15 protein-coding genes, 1 pseudogene and 1 riboswitch are annotated in these 19,365 nt (G+C 72.0%); of the genes and pseudogenes, 9 read left to right on the top strand and 7 right to left on the bottom strand.

Annotated features, from left to right (window positions below; translation table 11 throughout):
- Positions 1–64 precede the first annotated feature (64 nt).
- Positions 65–1,420 (top strand): SWIM zinc finger family protein, encoded by a 1,356-nt coding sequence (locus IE277_RS33265; RefSeq protein WP_189957452.1) that lies wholly within the window; start codon positions 65–67, stop codon positions 1,418–1,420.
- Positions 1,421–1,517: 97 nt separating this feature from the next.
- Entirely contained in the window at positions 1,518–3,185 is a 1,668-nt protein-coding gene (locus IE277_RS33260) for a DUF5691 domain-containing protein (protein WP_189957451.1), read from the top strand.
- Here the strand turns inward: IE277_RS33260 and icmB are convergent.
- Positions 3,161–3,583 (bottom strand): coenzyme B12-dependent isobutyryl CoA mutase small subunit, encoded by a 423-nt coding sequence (gene icmB / locus IE277_RS33255; protein ID WP_189957450.1) that lies wholly within the window; start codon positions 3,581–3,583, stop codon positions 3,161–3,163. The two genes, IE277_RS33260 and icmB, sit on opposite strands and share 25 nt — an antisense overlap.
- Positions 3,584–3,807: 224 nt before the next feature.
- Here icmB and IE277_RS33250 point away from each other — a divergent pair, with 224 nt between their 5' ends.
- Positions 3,808–4,659 (top strand): esterase/lipase family protein, encoded by an 852-nt coding sequence (locus IE277_RS33250; RefSeq protein WP_189957449.1) that lies wholly within the window; start codon positions 3,808–3,810, stop codon positions 4,657–4,659.
- 202 nt (positions 4,660–4,861) lie between these two features.
- Positions 4,862–6,400 carry a M23 family metallopeptidase gene (locus IE277_RS33245; protein ID WP_189957448.1) on the top strand — a complete coding sequence of 513 codons (1,539 nt, stop codon included), beginning with the start codon at positions 4,862–4,864 and terminating at the stop codon, positions 6,398–6,400.
- A 58-nt stretch (positions 6,401–6,458) separates the two neighbouring features.
- Here the strand turns inward: IE277_RS33245 and pcrA are convergent, their stop codons facing one another.
- Complete coding sequence (gene pcrA / locus IE277_RS33240) at positions 6,459–8,942, bottom strand: DNA helicase PcrA (protein ID WP_189957447.1); 2,484 nt, start codon at positions 8,940–8,942, stop codon at positions 6,459–6,461.
- Positions 8,943–9,203: 261 nt separating this feature from the next.
- Positions 9,204–9,374: riboswitch (cyclic di-AMP (ydaO/yuaA leader) on the top strand.
- 7 nt (positions 9,375–9,381) lie between these two features.
- Here pcrA and IE277_RS33235 point away from each other — a divergent pair.
- Together IE277_RS33235 and IE277_RS33230 are read left to right on the top strand one after the other, a co-directional pair.
- Positions 9,382–10,596: a C40 family peptidase gene (locus IE277_RS33235; protein ID WP_189957446.1), complete on the top strand. Its 1,215-nt coding sequence runs from the start codon at positions 9,382–9,384 to the stop codon at positions 10,594–10,596.
- A gap of 142 nt (positions 10,597–10,738) precedes the next feature.
- Positions 10,739–11,696, top strand: a pseudogene (locus tag IE277_RS33230) (tellurite resistance/C4-dicarboxylate transporter family protein).
- Between the two features lie 3 nt (positions 11,697–11,699).
- On the opposite strand, the gene IE277_RS33225 reads toward IE277_RS33230, so the two are convergent.
- Complete coding sequence (locus IE277_RS33225; protein WP_189957445.1) at positions 11,700–12,053, bottom strand: hypothetical protein; 354 nt, start codon at positions 12,051–12,053, stop codon at positions 11,700–11,702.
- Positions 12,054–12,477: 424 nt separating this feature from the next.
- On the opposite strand from IE277_RS33225, the gene IE277_RS33220 reads away from it, so the two are divergent.
- Positions 12,478–13,542, top strand: coding sequence for a C40 family peptidase (locus IE277_RS33220; protein WP_189957519.1), 1,065 nt, complete (start codon positions 12,478–12,480; stop codon positions 13,540–13,542).
- 19 nt (positions 13,543–13,561) lie between these two features.
- Here IE277_RS33220 and IE277_RS33215 read toward each other — a convergent pair whose 3' ends face one another.
- Both IE277_RS33215 and IE277_RS33210 read right to left on the bottom strand, forming a co-directional pair.
- Positions 13,562–14,320 carry a LuxR C-terminal-related transcriptional regulator gene (locus IE277_RS33215; RefSeq protein WP_189957444.1) on the bottom strand — a complete coding sequence of 253 codons (759 nt, stop codon included), beginning with the start codon at positions 14,318–14,320 and terminating at the stop codon, positions 13,562–13,564.
- A complete protein-coding gene (locus tag IE277_RS33210) occupies positions 14,317–15,603 on the bottom strand; it encodes an ATP-binding protein (RefSeq protein WP_229882145.1) in 1,287 nt (428 codons plus the stop codon). Before IE277_RS33210 ends, IE277_RS33215 begins: the two co-directional genes overlap by 4 nt.
- Before the next feature lie 210 nt (positions 15,604–15,813).
- Between IE277_RS33210 and IE277_RS33205 the strand changes: the two genes are divergently transcribed.
- On the top strand, positions 15,814–17,313 hold the full coding sequence (locus IE277_RS33205) for a PspC domain-containing protein (protein WP_189957442.1): 1,500 nt from the start codon (positions 15,814–15,816) through the stop codon (positions 17,311–17,313).
- Positions 17,300–17,509 carry a hypothetical protein gene (locus tag IE277_RS33200; RefSeq protein ID WP_189957441.1) on the top strand — a complete coding sequence of 70 codons (210 nt, stop codon included), beginning with the start codon at positions 17,300–17,302 and terminating at the stop codon, positions 17,507–17,509. The genes IE277_RS33205 and IE277_RS33200 overlap by 14 nt, the downstream gene beginning before the upstream one ends.
- Before the next feature lie 33 nt (positions 17,510–17,542).
- Here IE277_RS33200 and IE277_RS33195 read toward each other — a convergent pair whose 3' ends face one another.
- Together IE277_RS33195 and IE277_RS33190 are read right to left on the bottom strand one after the other, a co-directional pair.
- Complete coding sequence (locus tag IE277_RS33195) at positions 17,543–18,136, bottom strand: TetR/AcrR family transcriptional regulator (protein ID WP_189957440.1); 594 nt, start codon at positions 18,134–18,136, stop codon at positions 17,543–17,545.
- Between the two features lie 95 nt (positions 18,137–18,231).
- On the bottom strand, positions 18,232–19,110 hold the full coding sequence (locus IE277_RS33190; protein ID WP_189957439.1) for an SDR family NAD(P)-dependent oxidoreductase: 879 nt from the start codon (positions 19,108–19,110) through the stop codon (positions 18,232–18,234).
- Positions 19,111–19,365 lie beyond the last annotated feature (255 nt).

Genomic DNA, 19,365 nt, shown 5'->3' with positions numbered 1-19,365 from the left:
GCTCTGACCAGCACGAACGCCCGCAGCGGACCGATTGTCAGTGGCGGGACCTACCGTCGGTGGCATGACTGAGCAGGGGGTGCGCTGGAGCGCGGAACAGGTGCTGTCACTGGCGCCTGACGCCGCGTCACGTACAGCAGGGGGCAAGCTCGGCACGGCCGGTCCGTGGTCCGAGGCGGGGAGCGGAGAGGGGACGGTGTGGGGGCTGTGCAAGGGCAGTGGCAGCAGGCCGTATCAGACGGTGGCCGACCTCGCCGATCCGGCCGGTCCGGCGTACAAGTGCAGTTGCCCGAGCCGTAAGTTCCCGTGCAAGCACGCTCTCGGACTGCTTCTGCTGTGGGCGGGCGACGACGGCTCGGTGCCGGCGTCCGCCGAACCGCCGGAGTGGGCCGAGCAGTGGCTCGCGGGCAGACGCAAGCGAGCCGAGACCGATCAGCCCCGGGCCGAGGAGAGTTCCCAGGCCGCGACCGCCGACCCCGAGGCCGCGAGGCGGCGGGCCGAGCGCCGCGCCGAGCGGGTCACCGCGGGCGCGACGGAGCTGGAGCAGCGCCTCGCGGACCTGCTGCGCGGCGGCCTGGCCGCGGCCGGCCAGGCGGGGTACGGACTGTGGGACGAGACAGCGGCCCGCATGGTCGACGCGCAGGCTCCCGGACTCGCCTCGCGGACAAGGGAGTTGGGGGCGATCCCCGCGTCGGGTGCGGGCTGGCCGGCCCGGCTGCTGGAGGAGTGCGCGCTGCTGCACCTGCTCGACCAGGGCTGGCTGCGCCGCGACCGGCTCCCGGACGCCCTCGCGGCCACGGTCCGCTCCCGGCTGGGCCTGCCCGCCACGGCGGACGGGGCGCCGGTCCGCGACCACTGGCTGGTCCTCGCGCAGTACGACTCGGTGGACCCGAAGCTGACGACCCGCCGGATATGGCTGCACGGCGCCGCCTCGGGCGGCACCCGACTGCTGCTGTCCTACGGCGCGGCCGGCCGGGCTCCGGAGCTGACCCTGCCGGTCGGACTGGCCCTGGACGCGGAGCTGTCCGCCTATCCGGGGGCCGGTCAGCCCCGATCCGCCCTGGGCGAGCGGTTCGCCCCGCCCGCCCCCGCCACATTCCGCCCACCCGGCACGACCACGGCCGAGGCGGTGGCCCGGTACGGCGAGGCACTGCGCGCCGATCCGTGGCTGGAGTCGGTGCCGGTGACGCTGGACCGGGTCGTGCCGGTCCCGGACGGCGATCTGTGGCAGCTGGCGGACGCCGACGCGGACTGCGCGCTGCCGCTGACCCGGGCCGCCCGCTCCCGCCCCGGTCTGTGGCGGCTGGTCGCCCTGTCCGGTGGCGCCCCGGTCACGGTGTTCGGCGAGTGCGGCCACCGCGGCTTCACCCCGCTCACGGCCTGGCCGCAGCACACGGACGAGGCGATACCGCTGTGCTGACCCCTCCACGACACGACAGACAACAAACACCGGCGCCGGCACCGGCACCGGCACCGGCACCCCTCGAACGCTCATAGGCAATAGGGAAGGGAACGCGATGAACGGGACGTCCTCGGCCGACGCGGCCACCGCGGCTGCCCCGAGCCCCTGGGAAGACCTGGTCACCACCGCTCTCCTCGGCACCGACCGGCGCCCCGCGGCATACGGCGGATCCGGCCGGGAGGCTCCCCTCGCCCTGCTCGACGAGGCCGCCATGGCGACCGTACGGCGGCGGGCCGGGCTACGGCCCGCGCGGGCGGCCCGCCGACCGGAGCCGGCGCCCGAGGATCCGCGCCCGGCCCTGCCCGGTGCCGCGGCCCGCAGGCTCGCCACGTTGCTGGCCGACCGTTCCGCCGGCAGCGGCAGCGGCCGCCGGGGCAGCTCGCCGGACCTCATGGAGCTGCTCCCGCAGTGGCTCGCGACGGCCAACGCGCGCGGGTACGCGGCGCCCCCGCAGGCGCTGCCCGCCCTGCTGGACGCGGCCCGTGGCCGTACGGACCTGCGCCCCGCCGCGCTGGCGTTCGCGGGTCCGCGCGCGCTGTGGCTGGCCCGGCTCAACGCGGACTGGCGGTTCGCCCTGCGCGCGGCCCCCGGCGGCGGTGCCAGGCTGCCCGACCTCGGGGACACCGAGGCGGTGCGCCGACTGTGGCGGGAGGGCCTGTTCGCCGAGCGGGTGGCCCTGCTGGGCGCGCTGCGCGCCGGCACGCCCGCCCGCGCCCGCGAGCTGCTGGCGTCGACCTGGGCCGCGGAGCGGGCGGAGGACCGGCTGATGTTCCTCGACTCGCTGCGCGCGGGTCTGTCCGCCGCGGACGAGCCGTTCCTGGAGCGGGCGTTGGACGACCGTGGCCGCACCGTGCGGGCGACGGCGGCGGAACTGCTGTCGGCGCTGCCCGCTTCGGCGCTCGCCGCGCGCATGGCCGTACGGGCCGCGGCATGCGTGGCCCTCGACCGTACGCGGAGCGCGCCGGGGATCGTCATCGAGCCACCACTCGAGTGCGACTCCGGCATGGAGCGGGACGGTGTGGTGGCCATACCACCGGCGGGAAGGGGAGAACGCTCATGGTGGCTGGGGCAGTTGGTGGAGTCCGCCCCGCTCGGCAGCTGGCCCGGACGGCTCGGCGGACGGACGGCACAGGAGATCGTGGCGCTGCCGGTGTCGGACGGCTGGCAGGGCGAACTGCACGCGGCCTGGTGCCGGGCCGCGGTGCGGCAGCGGGACGCGGCGTGGTCGAGGGCGTTGCTCGGCTCGCCGTCGGCGCCGGAGGCCGGCGGTCCGGGCGCGGTCTCGCTGGCCGAGCGGGCAAAGCTGCTGGCCGCCCTGGACTCTGCGGAACGGGCGGGCTGGGTGGCCGGTTTCATCGCGACACACGGACTGTCGGAGGCGTTCCAGCTGCTCGGGGTGTGCGCCGTGCCCTGGGCCGCACCGCTGGGCCGGGCGGTCGTGGACGCGCTCAACATCGCGCGGGACGCGGGCAGTTACCCATGGAGTTTCAGTGGGGTGATGGGGCTGGCCGAGCGCTGCCTGGACCCGGCGGAGACCGTCCGGCTGGAGGGGCTGCTGGCGATACCCGACGAACCGGACGATGCCGCGCCGGGGGCCGGCGGGTACTGGGCGGAGGCCTTCCAACGGCTGATGACCACGCTGCGATTGCGGGCGCAGATGGCCGAGGAGCTGGCGCCGCCGCACGGCGGACCGCCCGCTCAACCGCCGGAGGCGGCCGCCTGACGTACGTTCTCCCGCACCCACTGCACGATCGACGCGGTCGTCGCGCCCGGCGTGAAGATCTCCGCGACGCCCTTCTCCTTCAGCGGCGGGATGTCCTCCTCCGGGATGATGCCGCCGCCGAAGACCTGGATGTCCGCGGCGTCGCGCTCCTTGAGCAGGTCGATCACCGCTGCGAACAGCGTGTTGTGCGCGCCGGAGAGGATGGACAGACCGATCGCGTCGGCGTCCTCCTGGATGGCGGTGTCGACGATCTGCTCGGGCGTCTGGTGGAGACCGGTGTAGATGACCTCCATACCGGCGTCGCGCAGGGCACGCGCGATGACCTTGGCCCCGCGATCGTGGCCGTCAAGCCCCGGTTTGGCGACCACCACGCGGATCGGACCGGCTGCCACACCCATCACTGCCTCCATCACACGACCACGGAAGCGATCGCTTCCGTCCGTAACGACAAGTACCGCACTTTTGGCGCGTTCCGCCACCCGCCGCGAAGTGAACGAACGTTATCTCCAGCATCCCGCAACCGGCAGTTTTACGGTGCGCAGCGAGGGGGAAATCACATGATGGGACATGAGGGCACACGGGGGATGGAGCCGTCCTCCGGCGTGCCGACAGGAGGTCGGCCATGAAGGTCACCGGGGTACTGCCGCTCTTCCTCCCGTTCTGCCGCCGGCTGTGGCCCGGCAGACTGACCGGAGTGTCCGTGGCACTGCTGAAGGCGACCGCCCTGGAGGCCGCGATCCTGGCCGGCCATCTCATGCTCTATCCGACCGGTCTCGCCCAGGAGCGCGGTTTACCCGCCCTGCCGGCCCAGGACGGCACCGCCCAGCTGCCGGTCCGCTCGGGCCCGCCGGTGGTGCTGCTGCACGGCTTCATCGACAACCGCTCGGTGTTCGTGCTGCTGCGCCGCAATCTCGCCCAGCACGGCGCGCAACGCGTCGTGTCGCTCAACTACTCCCCGCTCACCTGCGACATCCGCGCCGCCGCCGAACTGCTCGGCCGGCATGTCGAGGAGATCTGCGAGCGCACCGGCAGCGACCGGGTGGACATCGTGGGGCACAGCCTCGGTGGACTGATCGCCCGCTACTACGTGCAACGCCAGGGCGGTGACCTGCGGGTGCGCACACTCGTCACGCTGGGCACCCCGCACTCCGGGACCACCGCGGCGCCACTGGCCAACGCCCATCCGATCGTGCGCCAGATGCGGCCCGGTTCGGAAGTGATCGAGGAACTCACCCGGCCCGCGCCCGGCTGCCGTACGCGCTTCGTCAGCTTCTGGAGCGACCTGGATGTCGTGATGGTGCCGCTGGAGACGGCCTGTCTGGAACATCCCGATCTCGACGCGCAGAACATCCGGGTGACCGGCATCGGGCATCTCGCCCTGCCCGTGCATCCCGCCGTCGCGGCCGGGATACGCGAGGCCCTCGACGCCGCGCACCCCGGGGAGCGGATGGCCGGCGGTCTGACGGTGGCGTGACATTCAGGTGACGAACAGTCACCATATGTCGAACGCCAATCGAACCCTTGGCCAAGCTCGTGTCCGGCGTCCCCCGAAACGCCGCCGAATGCCCGTTTCCCGTCCACGCGAAACCAGCTGAAGATTGTCGCGCCCAGGTACCGGCGGGTACAGTCACCGCACTGCTCTGGCAGCCCCTGTTGTCGAGGCGAAAGAGAAGTTGGTGAACGACCGTCACCCGTCGGGGACCATGAGCCCCCCGGCCCCGGCTTCGGACGCCTCCGCAGCGCCCTACGCGCCGTACGGAAGCCATGAAGCCCCCTACGGTGACCTCACCACGTACGGCGGCTACGGCGCCACCGGTTTCCCCGATGGCACCGGCTCCTTCTCCACCGACCCGCTCTTCGGCAGCCTGCCCGGTCAGCAGAGCACCGGCGCGTACGACACCACGCAGTGGCAGACCGGCCAGAACCCGCACTACGACCCGTACGCGGCCCAGCACCACGCCGCCTACGACTCCGGTTTCCACGACACCACCGCCTGGACGGTCCCCGCCCAGGCGACGGGCAACGACACCGGCGGCTGGGGGGGCGCCCACTGGGAGAGGGACACGGGCGCCTGGCTGCCGCCCGACCAGTCCGGCGTCGCCGCCCCGACCCAGCAGTGGGAGTGGGGCACCCAGACCTTCGAGTCGGGCACGTACGACGCCACGCAGTGGAACTCCGCCGGCCAGGCCGGACCCGACCGGACCGAGCAGCCTGCCGAACCGTTCGCCCAGCCGCCCACCAGCGCCTTTCCGCAGGTGCCGTACGAGCATCAGGTGCCGTACGAGGACCAGAGGCCGTACCAGGACCAGACGCTGTACGAGGACGGGACGCCGTACGAGAACGCCGGATTCGGTGAACAGCCTTCCGGCGTCGAGGAGTCGGGCGCCACGGGCGTGCTGCCCGCCATGCCCGAGCTGCTGGACGACCAGGAGGAGGCCGCGCCGGCGCCGGCGACCCGCGCCGGGGCGCGCAGTGCGGCGCGTTCCCGTCGGCGCACGCCCGCCAAGCGCTCCGCACTGCTGACCATCGCCGTGCCCTCGGCCTGTGTGGTGGGGGTCGCCGGGATCGCCGCCGCCTCAGTCGGCGCGCTGAGCGACGACGGCAAGGACACCACCGCCTCCGCCCCGGACGCGCATGCGGTCCAGCCGTCGGTCGCCAACAGCAAACTGGACTCCCAGCTCACGACCCTCTCCGCCGGCGCCCATGACTTCGCCGACCGGGCGAGCCGGACGCAGGAGCGCATCGACCTCAAGAACCATCAGCAGGTGGAGAAGAAGAAGGCCGCCGCCGCGGCCGCGCTCAAGGAGCGGATGCGCCCGAAGTTCTTGCTGCCGGTCACGCAGAAGGGGCTCAGCGCCTTCTTCGGCCAGGCGGGCGTGAACTGGATGTCCGTGCACACGGGCATCGACTTCCCCGTCTCGTACGGCACCACGGTGATGGCGGCGACCGACGGCGTCGTCTCCACCAAGTGGAACAGCGCCTACGGCAACATGATGATCGTGACGGCGAAGGACGGCACGGAGACCTGGTACTGCCATCTGTCCAGCTACCGCGTCGCCTCCGGCGCGAGCGTCAAGGCCGGCGATCCGATCGCCTTCTCCGGCAACTCCGGCAACTCCACGGGTCCGCATCTGCATTTCGAGGTGCGTCCCGCGGGCGGGGCGGCGATAGACCCGCTGCCGTGGCTGCGCAGCCACGGGCTCGATCCGACCTGAGCGACCCGTGCGCCCTGGGGCCCTTGCCGACACGGCGAGGGCCCCAGGGCTTACGTGCTTACAGCTTCTCCACCGGTGCGTACCGCAGCAGCAGTCGCTTCGGCTTGGCGTCGCCGAAGTCGATCGTCGCCTCCGCGTTCGCGCCGGTGCCCTTCACGGCGACGACCGTGCCGAGCCCGAACTGGTCGTGGGTGACCCGGTCCCCGACGGCCACCGCGACGACCGGCTTCTCCGCCGTGCGCCGGGTGGCGAATCCGGACGCGCCCGACGCCGAGGAACGCGAGCGGGTCGAGGACAGCGAGGCCGCGATCCCGGCGGCCGGACCGGAGGACACCGGCGCCGTCGCTCCCGTCCGCTTCCACTCGACATGGGCGGGCGGGATCTCCTCCAGGAAGCGGGAGGGCGGGTTGTACGACGGCTGGCCCCAGGCGCTGCGCAGCGCCGAGCGGGTGAGGTAGAGCCGCTCCCGCGCGCGGGTGATGCCGACGTACGCCAGGCGCCGCTCCTCCTCCAGCTCCTTGGTCTGGCCGAGGGCGCGCATGTGCGGGAAGACGCCGTCCTCCATGCCGGTCAGGAAGACGACGGGGAACTCCAGGCCCTTGGCGGTGTGCAGGGTCATCAGGGTGATGACGCCGGAGCCTTCCTCGTCCTCGTCGGGGATCTGGTCGGAGTCGGCGACCAGGGCGACCTGCTCCAGGAAGTCGGCCAGCGTGCCGGCCTCGCCCTCGGCCCGCTCCTGCTCGAACTCCAGGGCCACTGCCGCGAGTTCCTGGAGGTTCTCGATGCGGGTCTCGTCCTGCGGATCGGTGGAGGCCTGCAACTCAGCCAGATAGCCGGTGCGTTCGAGCACCGCCTCCAGGACGGTCGCCGGTCCGGCGCCGGACTCCACGATCGTGCGCAGGTCCTCCATCAGCGTGTTGAACCGCTTGACCGCGTTGGTGGAGCGCGCGGCCATGCCGTACGCCTCGTCCACCCGCTTGAGGGCCTGCGGGAAGCTCACCTTCTCGCGCTGGGCGAGGGCGTCGATCATCGCCTCGGCGCGCTCGCCGATGCCCCGCTTGGGCACATTGAGGATGCGGCGCAGCGGCACCGAGTCCTCGGGGTTGGCGAGGACTCGCAGATAGGCGAGGACGTCCCGGACCTCCTTGCGTTCGTAGAAGCGGACGCCGCCGACCACCTTGTAGGGCAGGCCGACGCGGATGAAGATCTCTTCGAAGACACGGGACTGGGCGTTGGTGCGGTAGAAGACGGCGACGTCGCCGGCCTTGGCCTCGCCCGCGTCGGTGAGACGGTCTATCTCGTCGGCGACGAACTGCGCCTCGTCGTGCTCGGTGTCGGCGACGTACCCGGTGATCCGCGCGCCGGCACCCGCGTTGGTCCACAGGTTCTTGGGGCGGCGGGACTCGTTGCGTTCGATGACCGCGTTGGCGGCGGACAGGATGGTCTGCGTGGAGCGGTAGTTCTGCTCCAGCAGGATCGTCGTCGCGGTCGGGTAGTCCTCCTCGAACTGGAGGATGTTGCGGATCGTCGCGCCGCGGAAGGCGTAGATCGACTGGTCCGCGTCACCGACGACGCACAGTTCGGCGGGCGGGAGGTCGTGCTCGCTCGGGGGCGCGTCCTCGTCGTGCTCCCTCGTGCCGACGAGTTCGCGGACCAGGGCGTACTGGGCGTGGTTGGTGTCCTGGTACTCGTCGACCATGACGTGCCGGAAGCGGCGGCGGTAGTGCTCGGCGACGTCCGGGAAGGCGCGCAGCAGATTGACCGTCGTCATGATCAGGTCGTCGAAGTCCAGCGCGTTCGCCTCGCGCAGCCGTGACTGGTAGAGCGCGTAGGCCTGGGCGAGGGTCTTCTCGAAGCCTTCGGTGGCCTGTGCGGCGAAGTCCTCCTCGTCGATCAGCTCGTTCTTCAGGTTGCTGATCTTCGCGCTGAACGACTTCGGCGGGAAGCGCTTGGGGTCGAGCTCCAGATCGCGGCAGACCAGGGCCATCAGGCGCTTGCTGTCGGCGGCGTCGTAGATCGAGAACGACGAGGTGAAGCCGAGCTTCTTGCTCTCGCGGCGCAGGATGCGCACACACGCACTGTGGAAGGTCATCACCCACATCGCGTGCGCGCGCGGGCCGACGAGCTGCTCGACGCGCTCCTTCATCTCGCCCGCGGCCTTGTTGGTGAAGGTGATCGCGAGGATCTGGCCCGGGTGCACATTCCGCTCGGCGAGGAGGTGGGCGATGCGGTGGGTGAGCACACGGGTCTTGCCGGAGCCGGCACCGGCGACGATGAGCAGCGGGGAGCCGGCGTGCACGACCGCGGCGCGCTGGTTGTCGTTCAGCCCCTCCAGGAGCGCCGCGGCGTCGAGGACGGGGCGCGGGGCGCCGTCGCGGTAGTACGCGTCCCGGTCCGGCGGCACGTCGAACTTCCCGCCGAACAGATCGTCCGGAAGCGGCTCCGGAGCGTGATCGTCCTCGGGCGGCGGCGGGGGCTCCTCCTCGCGCCCGCGAGGGGCCTGGAGGTCCGCCAGGAAGCTGTCGTCAAAGAGGCTGCTCATCGCTCTCCGAGTCTAGGGCGCCCCACCGACAACCGGTCACCGTCTCCGGAACATGGTCGGTTTCGAGGAGAGTTGATCTTGGTGCCCGAAGGGCCCTCCAGCCGCTCACGCTGCGGAAGCGTCCGATGACGCAGCCATGAAACCGCCCTCAGGTCACGAAAATGTATCGGACATATCGCGCACCAACCTTCACAGGAGCAACACGAGTTGGCTAGCGTGCGGTCGGGCCGTACGACCCCTACCGGCGAACCCCGCCGGGCCGCGCGGCCTCCGCCGAGTCCGGCGTGCCCGCACGGCACACGGAGCCGGGGACCCACCGAACCCCGGGGTGAATCGGCCGACTCCCGCCCGGGACGACGCCGTAGGGCAACCCTTCCGAACCACCGCCCGAACCCGACAGCTAACCCGGTAGGCGGCCCATTGGAAGGAGTCGCCTCCCTTGGCGTCGCATCGCAAGCCGCGCCCCGGCGGGACCATCGGCGCGGGCCTCCGCACCCCTGCCCTCGCCACCGCCGCCCTCACCTCCATGGCCGTGTTCTCACAGAGCGCCGAGGCCGCCCCGGGAACCGATCACGCCAAGCCGAGCCTGGAGGAGGTCGAGAAGAAGGTCGACGACCTCTACCGCCAGGCCGAGTCGGCGACCGAGAAGTACGACGCCGCCAAAGAACGCACCGGCAAACAGCGGGGGCGTGTCGACACGCTCCGCGACGACGTCGCCCGGCGCACGGAGCGCCTCAACAAGGCCCGCGAGGAGCTGGGCTCCTTCGCCGCGGCCCAGTACCGCACCGGCACCTCCGCTCCCGACACGGCCACGTTCCTGCTGGCGAACGACCCGCAGGACTACTTCGACCAGACCCAGCTGATGAGCCGGATGACCTCGCGGGAGAAGAGCGCGGTCGACGCCTACATCGGCGAGCAGGCCGCGACCTTGAAGAAGCGGCGCGAGGCCGCGCAGAGCCTGAAGAGCCTGTCCGACTCGCAGAACGAGCTGCAGACCGCCAAGTCCACCGTCCAGAAGAAACTCGCCTCCGCGCGCGAGCTGCTGTCGCAGCTGACGGCCCAGGAGAAGGCCCGGCTGGCCGCCATCGAGCGGGAGAAGCAGCAGGAGGCGGCGCGCAAGGCGGCCGAGCTGGCGAAGCGGCAGGCCGAGCAGCAGCAGCGCGACTCGTCGTCCTCGTCCTCGTCCTCGTCCACGGCGTCCGGCTCCGGCTCTGGCTCCAGCTCCGGTTCCGGCTCGACGGGCTCCGGTTCCACGGGCTCCGGTTCGAGCGGCTCCTCGACGTCCACCTCGTACGACACGAAGGCCGAGAAGGCGATCGCCTTCGCCCGCGCGCAGATAGGCAAGCCGTACGTGTGGGGCGCCACCGGGCCGGACTCCTACGACTGCTCGGGCCTGTCCCAGGCCGCCTGGAAGGCCGCCGGGGTCACGCTTCCGCGCACCACGTACGACCAGGTCAACACGGGCACCACGGTCTCCCTGGCGAATGCGCGGCCGGGCGATTTGGTCTTCTTCTACGACGACATCAGCCACGTCGGCATATACATAGGCAACGGCATGATGATCCACGCCCCGAAGCCCGGCGCGTACGTCCGTGAGGAGTCGATCTACTACGGCGGTGAGTCGATCATCCACAGCGTGGTCCGACCGGGCTGACCACCGCCGGGTCCGCCCCCGCCGCTCGCCGTCCACGCGCGTGCCGCGTTCTTGAGCCCCACGCACGCGTACCGGCATTTCGCGCTCCACGCGCGCGTGCCCTTCCCGGGTGGAGTTCGCGCGGCTCCCTGGCATCGGGCGCATGCCCGGCACCCCAGGTCTGCGTGCGTGGTGGGCGGACCTGCCCCCCCCGCGGCCGGGGCCGCCGTGATGGCGACCGGCATCCTGTCGGTGGGACTGCGTCTCACCGGCGCCGAGACGGTCTCCGGGCGGCCCTGGCGTTGGCCTGCGTCGCGTGGGCGGCGCCGGCCGCCGACTTCGTCCTGCGGCTGGTCGGCCGGCGCCGGCGCCGGCTGGCCGAGGCGGGAAGCCCCGGCGCGCTCACCGCCGTCGCCGCGACCACCGTGCTCGGCACCCGGATCTCGGCGCTGGGCCGGCAGCCCCTGGCCGAGGCGCTGCTGGCGCTTTCTGCGCTGCTCTGGCCGGTGCTGCTGCTGGTCGTACGCCACTGGAGGCGGCGCATGCCGGGAGCGGTGTTCCTGTGTTGTGTGGCCACACAGGGGCTTGCCGTGCTGGCCGCCACGCTGGCCGCGGCCGAGCGCACGGCGTGGCTCGCGCACGCCGCCCTGGTGCTGTTCTGGCTGGGACTGGTGCTCTACGGCCTCGCACTGGCCCGTTTCGATCCGCGGCAGGTGCTGGAGGGGGCGGGCGATCACTGGATCGCGGGCGGGGCGCTCGCGATCTCGGCGCTCGCCGGGGCGACACTGCTCATCGCCGGGGACTCGGGCCTGTATCTGTGGGACGACGACGACCGCGGCGTGCTGCGCACGGTGACGGTCGCGCTGCTCGTCCTGGATCTGGCCTGGTACGTCGTCCTGCTGGCCGCCGAGGTGACACGGCCCCGGCGCGGCTACGACCTGCGCCGGTGGTCGACGGTGTTCCCGATGGGGATGACGGCGACGCTGTCCGTGGCGACGGCCGTCGGTGTCCCGTGGCTCAGATGACCGGGACGGGTGCTGCTGTGGGTGGCGGTGGCGGTGTGGCTCGCGGTCGCCGCCGGTGCGGTGCGCGTGGCCCGCGCCGGCGGCAGGGACGGATGACCGTCAGGTCCACAGGACGGCGATGAAGATGTTCGCCATCGTCAGCAGGCCGACCAGCCCGAACGCACCCTTGTCGATCTTCTCCTCGTCGCGCTTCACATAGACCAGCCCGAGGATCACGATCAGCAGCGCCAGCTTGACGCCGATCTTGATGGTGTTGATGTGGTGGTGGTCGGCCTGGTTGAGGCCGATCAGGATCACGCCGGTGACCAGCATGGTCAGCGCGCCGTGCAGCATCCCGGGCACGAACCGGGCCGTGCCCTGGCCCATCGCCTTCATCTGGGTCAGGAAGCCGCCGAGCAGCGCGGCGATGCCGATGATGTGCAGGCCGACGAAGAGATGGATGAGTACGCCCATGGGGCCGGAGCCTAATTCGTCGGCGACAGCCCCCTGGACGGCAGGGTACGTATCCGCGTCCCATAGCACCCCACACCTCTCGCACATCCCGCTTTCCACGCTTCGGTCATCACGCTGTGTGAAGGTGGCGAGTCCAGATCGGCCGCGTGGTCACATACGGTCACTTCCCGGTCTGTCGGGGCCAGTTCCGTACACCTCGTTACCTGCTCGTCACACCCAGGCCTACCGTCCTCCCCCAGGTGACCGGCTCCCCACCGCCGCCCGGGCCAGGGCGGCAGTCGGCCACCACCGCCGAGAAAGGTCCGGCGGTGGCCCGCCTCCCCTGTGCGGGCCACCGCCGGACGTGATGTACGGACCACTCGGTCGGACCGCGCGGTCGGACCCCTTGGTCGTACGCGTCGTACGGAAGGACGTGACGGTCCAGGTGGCAGCGCACCGCAAGCCCCGGCAACGCTCGATCGGTGGCCCTACGGCCCGGACGGCCGCCACGCTCGCCCTGGCGGGCGCGGCCACCGCGACGGGGTTCGACGGCACGGGGCACGCCGAACCACAGCTGACGCCGGCGCAGGTGAAGGCGAAGGTGGACAAGCTGTACCAGGAGGCCGAGACGGCGACCGAGCAGTACGACGGCGCCAAGGAGAAGACCGACTCGGCGCAGCGGCGGCTGAACACGCTGCGGGACGAGACCGCGCGCAAGCAGGACGGGCTCAACACGGCCCGGGACACGCTCGGTTCGTTCGCGACCGCGCAGTACCGCGACGGCGGCTTCGCCCCGGCCTGGCAGCTCGCGCTGTCCGGCGACCCCGACCGCTATCTGGAGGGCGCCGCGCTGACGGAGCGGGTCGGCGACCGGCAGGCCGCCGCCGTGTCGGACGTACGCGAACAGCTGCGGGAGATCGAGCGGTTGCGTGGCGCCGCGCGCGTCCAACTGACCTCGCTGCGGTCGCGGCAGGCACAGCTGAGACGGCAGAAGAAGACGATCACCGGCAAGCTGGGCGAGGCCAGGCGGCTGCTCGCGGGGCTCACCGCGCGGCAGCGGACCGAGGTCACCGGTGACGGCAGCACGCCGGATCGCGCCTCCCGGTGGGCGTCGGACACTCGTGGCACGCTGGAGCAGGCCGGGCCGGCCACGACCGCGAACGCACGCGCCTCGGCGGCCATCGCCTACGCCTACGCCAAACTCGGCAGCCCCTATGTGTGGGGCGCGGCCGGCCCGAGCGCCTTCGACTGCTCGGGCCTGGTCCAGGCCGCCTACCGCTCCACCGGCATCTCCCTGCCCCGCACCACCTACGCCCAGATCAACGCGGGCCGGCGTGTCTCCCGCTCCGAACTCCAGCCCGGGGACCTGGTGTTCTTCTACTCCGGGGTCAGCCACGTCGGCATCTACGTGGGCAACGGGCAGATGATCCACGCACCCAATCCCTCGGCGCCGGTCCGGCTGGCCCCGGTCGACCTGATGCCGTTCGCGGGCGCGACCCGGGTGGCATAAGGGCCGACCCCTTCAGGGATCAGACCAGGCGGCGGGCCGTCGCCCAGCGGGTCAGCTCATGGCGGTTGGACAGCTGGAGCTTGCGCAGGACCGCCGAGACATGGGACTCGACCGTCTTCACCGAGATGAACAGCTGCTTGGCGATCTCCTTGTAGGCGTAGCCACGGGCTATCAGCCGCAGCACCTCGCGCTCGCGCTGGGTGAGGCGGTCCAGGTCCTCGTCCACGGGCGGGGCGTCCGTGGAGGCGAAGGCGTCGAGGACGAACCCGGCCAGCCGCGGGGAGAAGACGGCGTCGCCCTCCTGGACGCGGAAGATCGAGTCGACCAGATCGGTGCCGGTGATGGTCTTGGTGACATAGCCGCGGGCGCCGCCGCGGATCACGCCGATCACGTCGTCCGCCGCGTCCGACACCGACAGCGCGAGAAAGCGGACGGGCCGCTCGACGTCCGCCGTCAGCGCCGCGCACCGGCGCAGCACTTCGACACCGCCGCCGCCCGGCAGATGGACGTCGAGAAGGACCACCTCGGGACGGGTCGCCGTGATGACCGTGACCGCCTGGTCGACGTCCGCGGCCTCGCCGACCACCTCGACACCGGTCTCGGCGGTCTGCCCGATCTCGGCCTGGACACCGGTGCGGAACATCCGGTGGTCGTCCACGAGGACCACCCGTACATGCCGTCCGCCCGCGCCGCCGCCGGCAGCCCCGGTCCCGGCCGTCCCGGTCCGGGCCGTCTCGGCGGCTCCCGCCGTGCCGTTCGCCTCGGTCGCGTCGCTCATGACGTCTTCTCCACCCTCTCCATCTCCAGCTCGACCTCCGTGCCGCCGCCCGGCACCGACCGCAGCCGGGCCGTGCCGCCGTGGCGCTCCATGCGGCCGATGATCGATTCTCTGACGCCCATGCGGTCGGCGGGTATCGAGTCGAGGTCGAAGCCGGGACCGCGGTCGCGCACGGACACGAAGACCGTCCTCCCCTCGACTTCGGCATAGACCTGTACGGCGCCGCCCTCGCCACCGTACTTGGCGGCGTTCACCATCGCCTCGCGCGCGGCCTGCATCTGCGCGCCGGTCCTCTCGTCCAGCGGGCAGTCGCCGACGATGACCACCTCGATGGGCACACCGTGCTTGTCCTCCACCTCGGCGGCGCTGCGCCGCACGGCCTCGGCGACCGTGTCCGGCTCGTCGGCCTCGTCCTTGCCGGTGCCCTCCGGTTTGTACAACCAGGTGCGCAGGTCGCGCTCCTGGGCGCGGGCGAGGCGGCGCACCTCGTTCGCGTTGTCGGCGTTGCGCTGGATCAGGGTGAGGGTGTGCAGCACGGAGTCATGGACATGGGCGGCGACTTCCGCACGCTCCTGGGCCCGGATGCGCATCAGGCGCTCCTCGGACAGGTCCTGGGTCATCCGGACCAGATACGGGCCGGCCAGCAGCGCGATGCCGACGAGGACGGCGAGGGCCGCCTGGAGGACCGCGCCGAGGTGGGCGGCCGAGCCCTGCAGCACGAAGACGGCGGAGACACCGGCCGTGACGAGCAGGACACCGGCCGCCGCGCGCAGCAGGGTGAGGGTGCGGCGCCGGCTGCCGACCTCGACCCAGCGGGCCCGGCGGGCGTTGTCCGCCTGGCGCCAGACGAGGGCGACGCCGGCCATGACGAGGACGGCGGGCAGCAGATAGGCCTTGGCCGCGCTGGTCAGATTGACGCTGCTCACGAACACCATGGACACGAAGACCATGAGGAGCAGCGCGACGATCTGTCCGCGGTCCGGCTTACGGGCCAGGAGTCTGCGGCGGCCGCCCGGCGCGGTCTCCACGGCCAGCGGCGGCTTGTGATCGCCGACGCCGCCGACGCCGAGCGGGACGAAGAACCAGAAGGCCGCGTACAGCAGAGCGCCGAGTCCGTTGGCCATGAACAGGCCGACGAACGCGAGCCGGACCCAGATGACGGGCAGCCCGAGGTGCCCGGCGAGGCCCCGCGCAACTCCGCCGAGCCAGCGTCCGTCGCTGCTGCGGTAGAGCTTGCGCGGCGGCCGCGGGTCGTCGACTGGCAGGCTTGCGGCTTCCGGCATGCCAACGATGGTCACATGGCGCGCAGGTCCGGGCATCAGGGTCGGTCCCCTAGACGCCCCTGATCTTCCACAGGGCCGGGTCGGGGGCGCCGGGCCGGGAGGGTCAGATGCTGCTCGAACAGGTCCCCGGCCTGCATCAGGGCCGATTTCAGGGTTCGGCCAGGGTCGTCCCGACTCCCGTGGCGGCGGCCGGGCCGTCACCATGGACGCATGACGGATCACGAGCACGCCGCGACGGGTCCGGGACCCGGCCCCGGCCCGCGCCCGGCCCCGGGCACCGGACCGACGGACGCCGCACCCGCCGCGACGGAGAGGACGGGAGCGGCCGGCACAGACACAGGCGCAGACACAGGCACAGACACGGGCGCAGACACAGCCGCGGGCGCCACCACACCCGCCGACGCACAGCCGCATGACCACGAGCACTCCTCCGCCGATGCCCCCGAGCGGTTCCGGCGCGACCGCCGGCACAGGATGATCGCGGGTGTGTGCGCGGGGCTCGGCCGGCGGACCGACATGGACCCGGTGATCTTCCGGATCACCCTGGCCGTGCTGGCCGCGACCGGCGGCATCGGCCTCATCTTCTACGGCTTCGCCTGGCTCCTCGTGCCGTACGAGGACGAGGAGGAGAACGAGGTCCGCAAGCTCCTGACGGGCCGGATAGACGGCCAGGCGCTCGCCGCCGTGCTGTTCGCCCTGGTCGGCTGCGGAATCTTCCTGACCATGCTGAGAAACGGCGCGGTGCTGACCTTCGCCACGGTGCTCTCGCTGCTGCTGGCGGGTGCCGGGTACTGGTCGCGGCGCCGTGGCGCCCCCGGTCCCGACCCGCTCGCGGCGCAGGCCGCCGCCGACGCCCCGCCGGAGGCCCAGGCACCGCCGGTCGTCACCATCTATCCGTCGTGGTGGCGGGATCCGATCGTCAAGGACGGCACACATGTCGGCGGCACCGGCTATCTGTGGGGGCCCGGAGAGGGCCGCGAGCGCGACATCACCTCGGTGGTCGACGTCGGCATGGCCATCCCCTGGACCCACCCGGGCTCCAGAGCGCAGCGGTCCCCCGCGCCCCCGAGACCGCGCGGCCCGCGCTGGATCGGCGGCTGGGTGTTCCTGCTCGCCCTGGTGGCCGGCGGCCTGGGCACCGGGCTGACCTGGGACACGCATCCCCTGGGCACCAGCCTGCAGACCGGTCTGGCGTGTGCGCTGGGCGTCTTCGGACTGGGCCTGATGGTCAGCGCGTTCCTGGGGCGCACGGGAGCCGGGACGGTGTTCCTGGCGATGATCACCGCAGCGCTGCTCGCCGGGGCCTCGGCCCTGCCGAAGGACATCACCGCCCATTGGCGAGACGCCTCCTGGGCGCCCACGGCGACGAAGCAGGTGCAGCCGAAGTACGGCCTCGGCACCGGGCGCGGCACCCTGGACCTGAGCCGGGTACGGCCGGGCAGGGGGCGGACGGTCGCGACGGACGCCCGCGTGGGTGCGGGGCAGTTGAAGGTGATCGTGCCGGCGGATGTGCCGGTGCGGATGAAGATCGATGTGGGGGTGGGCGACATCCGCCTGCCGGGGAGCAGCAGGAGGGACGTGGACGTGCAGCCGGTCAGACACACGGACGTGACGCTGGCTCCGGCCCAGGGCGCCAAGGACGTGGGCACGATGGACCTCGTGCTGGAGGTCGGTGTGGGAGAGGTGGAGGTCAGCCGTGCTGCGTCATGAGTTCCAGCCGGGGAGGCTGGTCGCCGGGCTCTTCCTCACCGCCACCGCCGCGCTCTTCGCGGGGGACGCGGGCGGCCTGTGGGAGACGCCGTGGTTCGTGGTCGCGCCGCTGGTCGTGGGGGGTCTGTGTCTGGCCACGGTCACGGCGATGGTGACCCGGGGCATACGCAGACGGGGCGGCACGGAGAACGGCTAGAGCGGCCGGGCGCAGCCGCCCGCGTCACGCGGGTCAGGCCGGCCCTGGGTCGCCGTGGCCTCGTGAGACGTACAGGCCTTCCAGGAGGGCGGTCAGATAGCGGCGGGCGGTTTCGAGGCGGGTTTCGGGGGCGCCGTGGACGTTCGCGGCGTAGGCGACTCCGCACATCAGCGGGACCAGGTCGGCAGAGGTCAGGTCGGCGCGCACCACCCCGGCGTCGCGGGCCCGCGCGAGCAGTTCGGTGCCGACCGAGGACAGGGTCCGCTTCAGCTCGGTCGTGCGGGGCAGCGCGTCCGTGGCCGCGGCGCTGACCGGGGCCAGGGAGGCGTCCGTGACCTGCGCCTCGATGGTGCGGCGCAGAAAGCCGGCGAGGGCTCGCCCGGGGTCGTCGTCGGCCAGCGCCTGCTCGCCCTGGGCGGCGAGGGCCTCCAGGGTGGGGGCGGCGACGGTCTCCAGGAGCGCCTCGGCGGTGGGAAAGTGGCGATAGACGGTGCCGACGCCGAGGTGGACGCGGCGGGCGATGTCGTTGAGCTGTAGTGGTGTGCCCTCGTCGACGAGATCGCGAGCCGTCGAGACGATCCGTTCCCAGTTGCGAGCGGCGTCCTTGCGCAGGGGGGCGGTCGTCATGGACGAAGTCTAACTGGATGGCTCATCCGCATCGCCGCGGTGAACCACCCGGCTCAGCGTCGACCGGCTCCGAATGCCGTCATGCCGTCATACCGTCATGCCGCCGTGAGTGGTGCGAGGCGCTCGCTGAGGCGGCGGACGGCCTCGGCGACGTGGGGATCTGTCGCCGGGCGGAAGGGGGCGACCGGATGCGCCTGGGGTCCGATGACGAGGCCGGTCCGGCCGGCCAGCGAGCCGTCGGTAGCGGCGAAGACCGAGGATCTGGCCGCCAGGGACGCGGGGCCCGCGGTCGAGCGTTCGAACTTGCGCCGGACCAGCGGCCACAGCAGCCGCAGCCCCGGCGAGACGATCTTCGCATCGCGCATGGTGCCGTTGGTCATGTCGGTCGCGGCGCCGCCGGGGTCCGCCGCGAAGACCGAAACGCCCGTGCCGTCGAGTCGGCCGGCCAGTTGCAGGGTGTGGGCGAGGTGGGCGAGCTTGGCGCGGCCGTACCAGTGGAAGCCGTAGTAGCCGCCCGGCGGCTCGACGGCGTCGAACACGCGCTTGGCGACACCGACCGCGCCGGAGGTGACGTTCACGATCCGGCTGGGCGCACCGGCTCGCAGGGCGGGCAGCAGCAGTTCGGTCAGCAGATACGGCGAGAGGTGGTTGACGGCGAAGGTCGCCTCGATCCCGTCGACCGAGTCCCGCCGGTCCGGGAACATCGCTCCGACGTTGTTGACCAGCACGGTCAGCGGGCCGTCGGCGAGGATCCGGCCGGCCAGGTCGCGGACCGCGTCGAGCGAGGAGAGGTCGGCGGCCAGGAACCGGGCGGAGTGCAAGGGTCCCAGGGCGTTGATGCGGTCGACGGCGCGGGCGCCGCGCTCGGCGTTCCGCCCGACCACGGTGACCTCGAAGCCCGCCTCGGCCAGTCCCGACGCGGTCTCGAACCCGATTCCCGCCGTCCCTGCGGTGACCAGCGCTGTCTGCTTCATCGTCCAGCCCGTTCCACGTATGCGGATAGATTATCCGGTTGATGTGGCCAACCGTAGCAGATTCGGATGGCCTATCCGGTTCCGTGGGAGGGGGCTGAGCGAGGCAGCCCGAAGCACGCCACCAGACCCGGGCGGAGAGACAGAAGAAAGGGAAAGACAGAAAAGGCGAAAAGGCGGCGGAGGAGGAAGGAGTCCGCCTAGTGTTCCGTGATCCGGTTCGTGTCACCTGCAGTGTTCTGCCTCGTTGAGCCAGGC

The organism is Streptomyces alanosinicus (assembly GCF_014650595.1).
GTDB classification, from domain to species: Bacteria; Actinomycetota; Actinomycetes; order Streptomycetales; family Streptomycetaceae; genus Streptomyces; species Streptomyces alanosinicus.
Note: the sequence above shows the minus strand (reverse complement) of the source record. Positions and strands in the feature narration are given on the sequence as shown.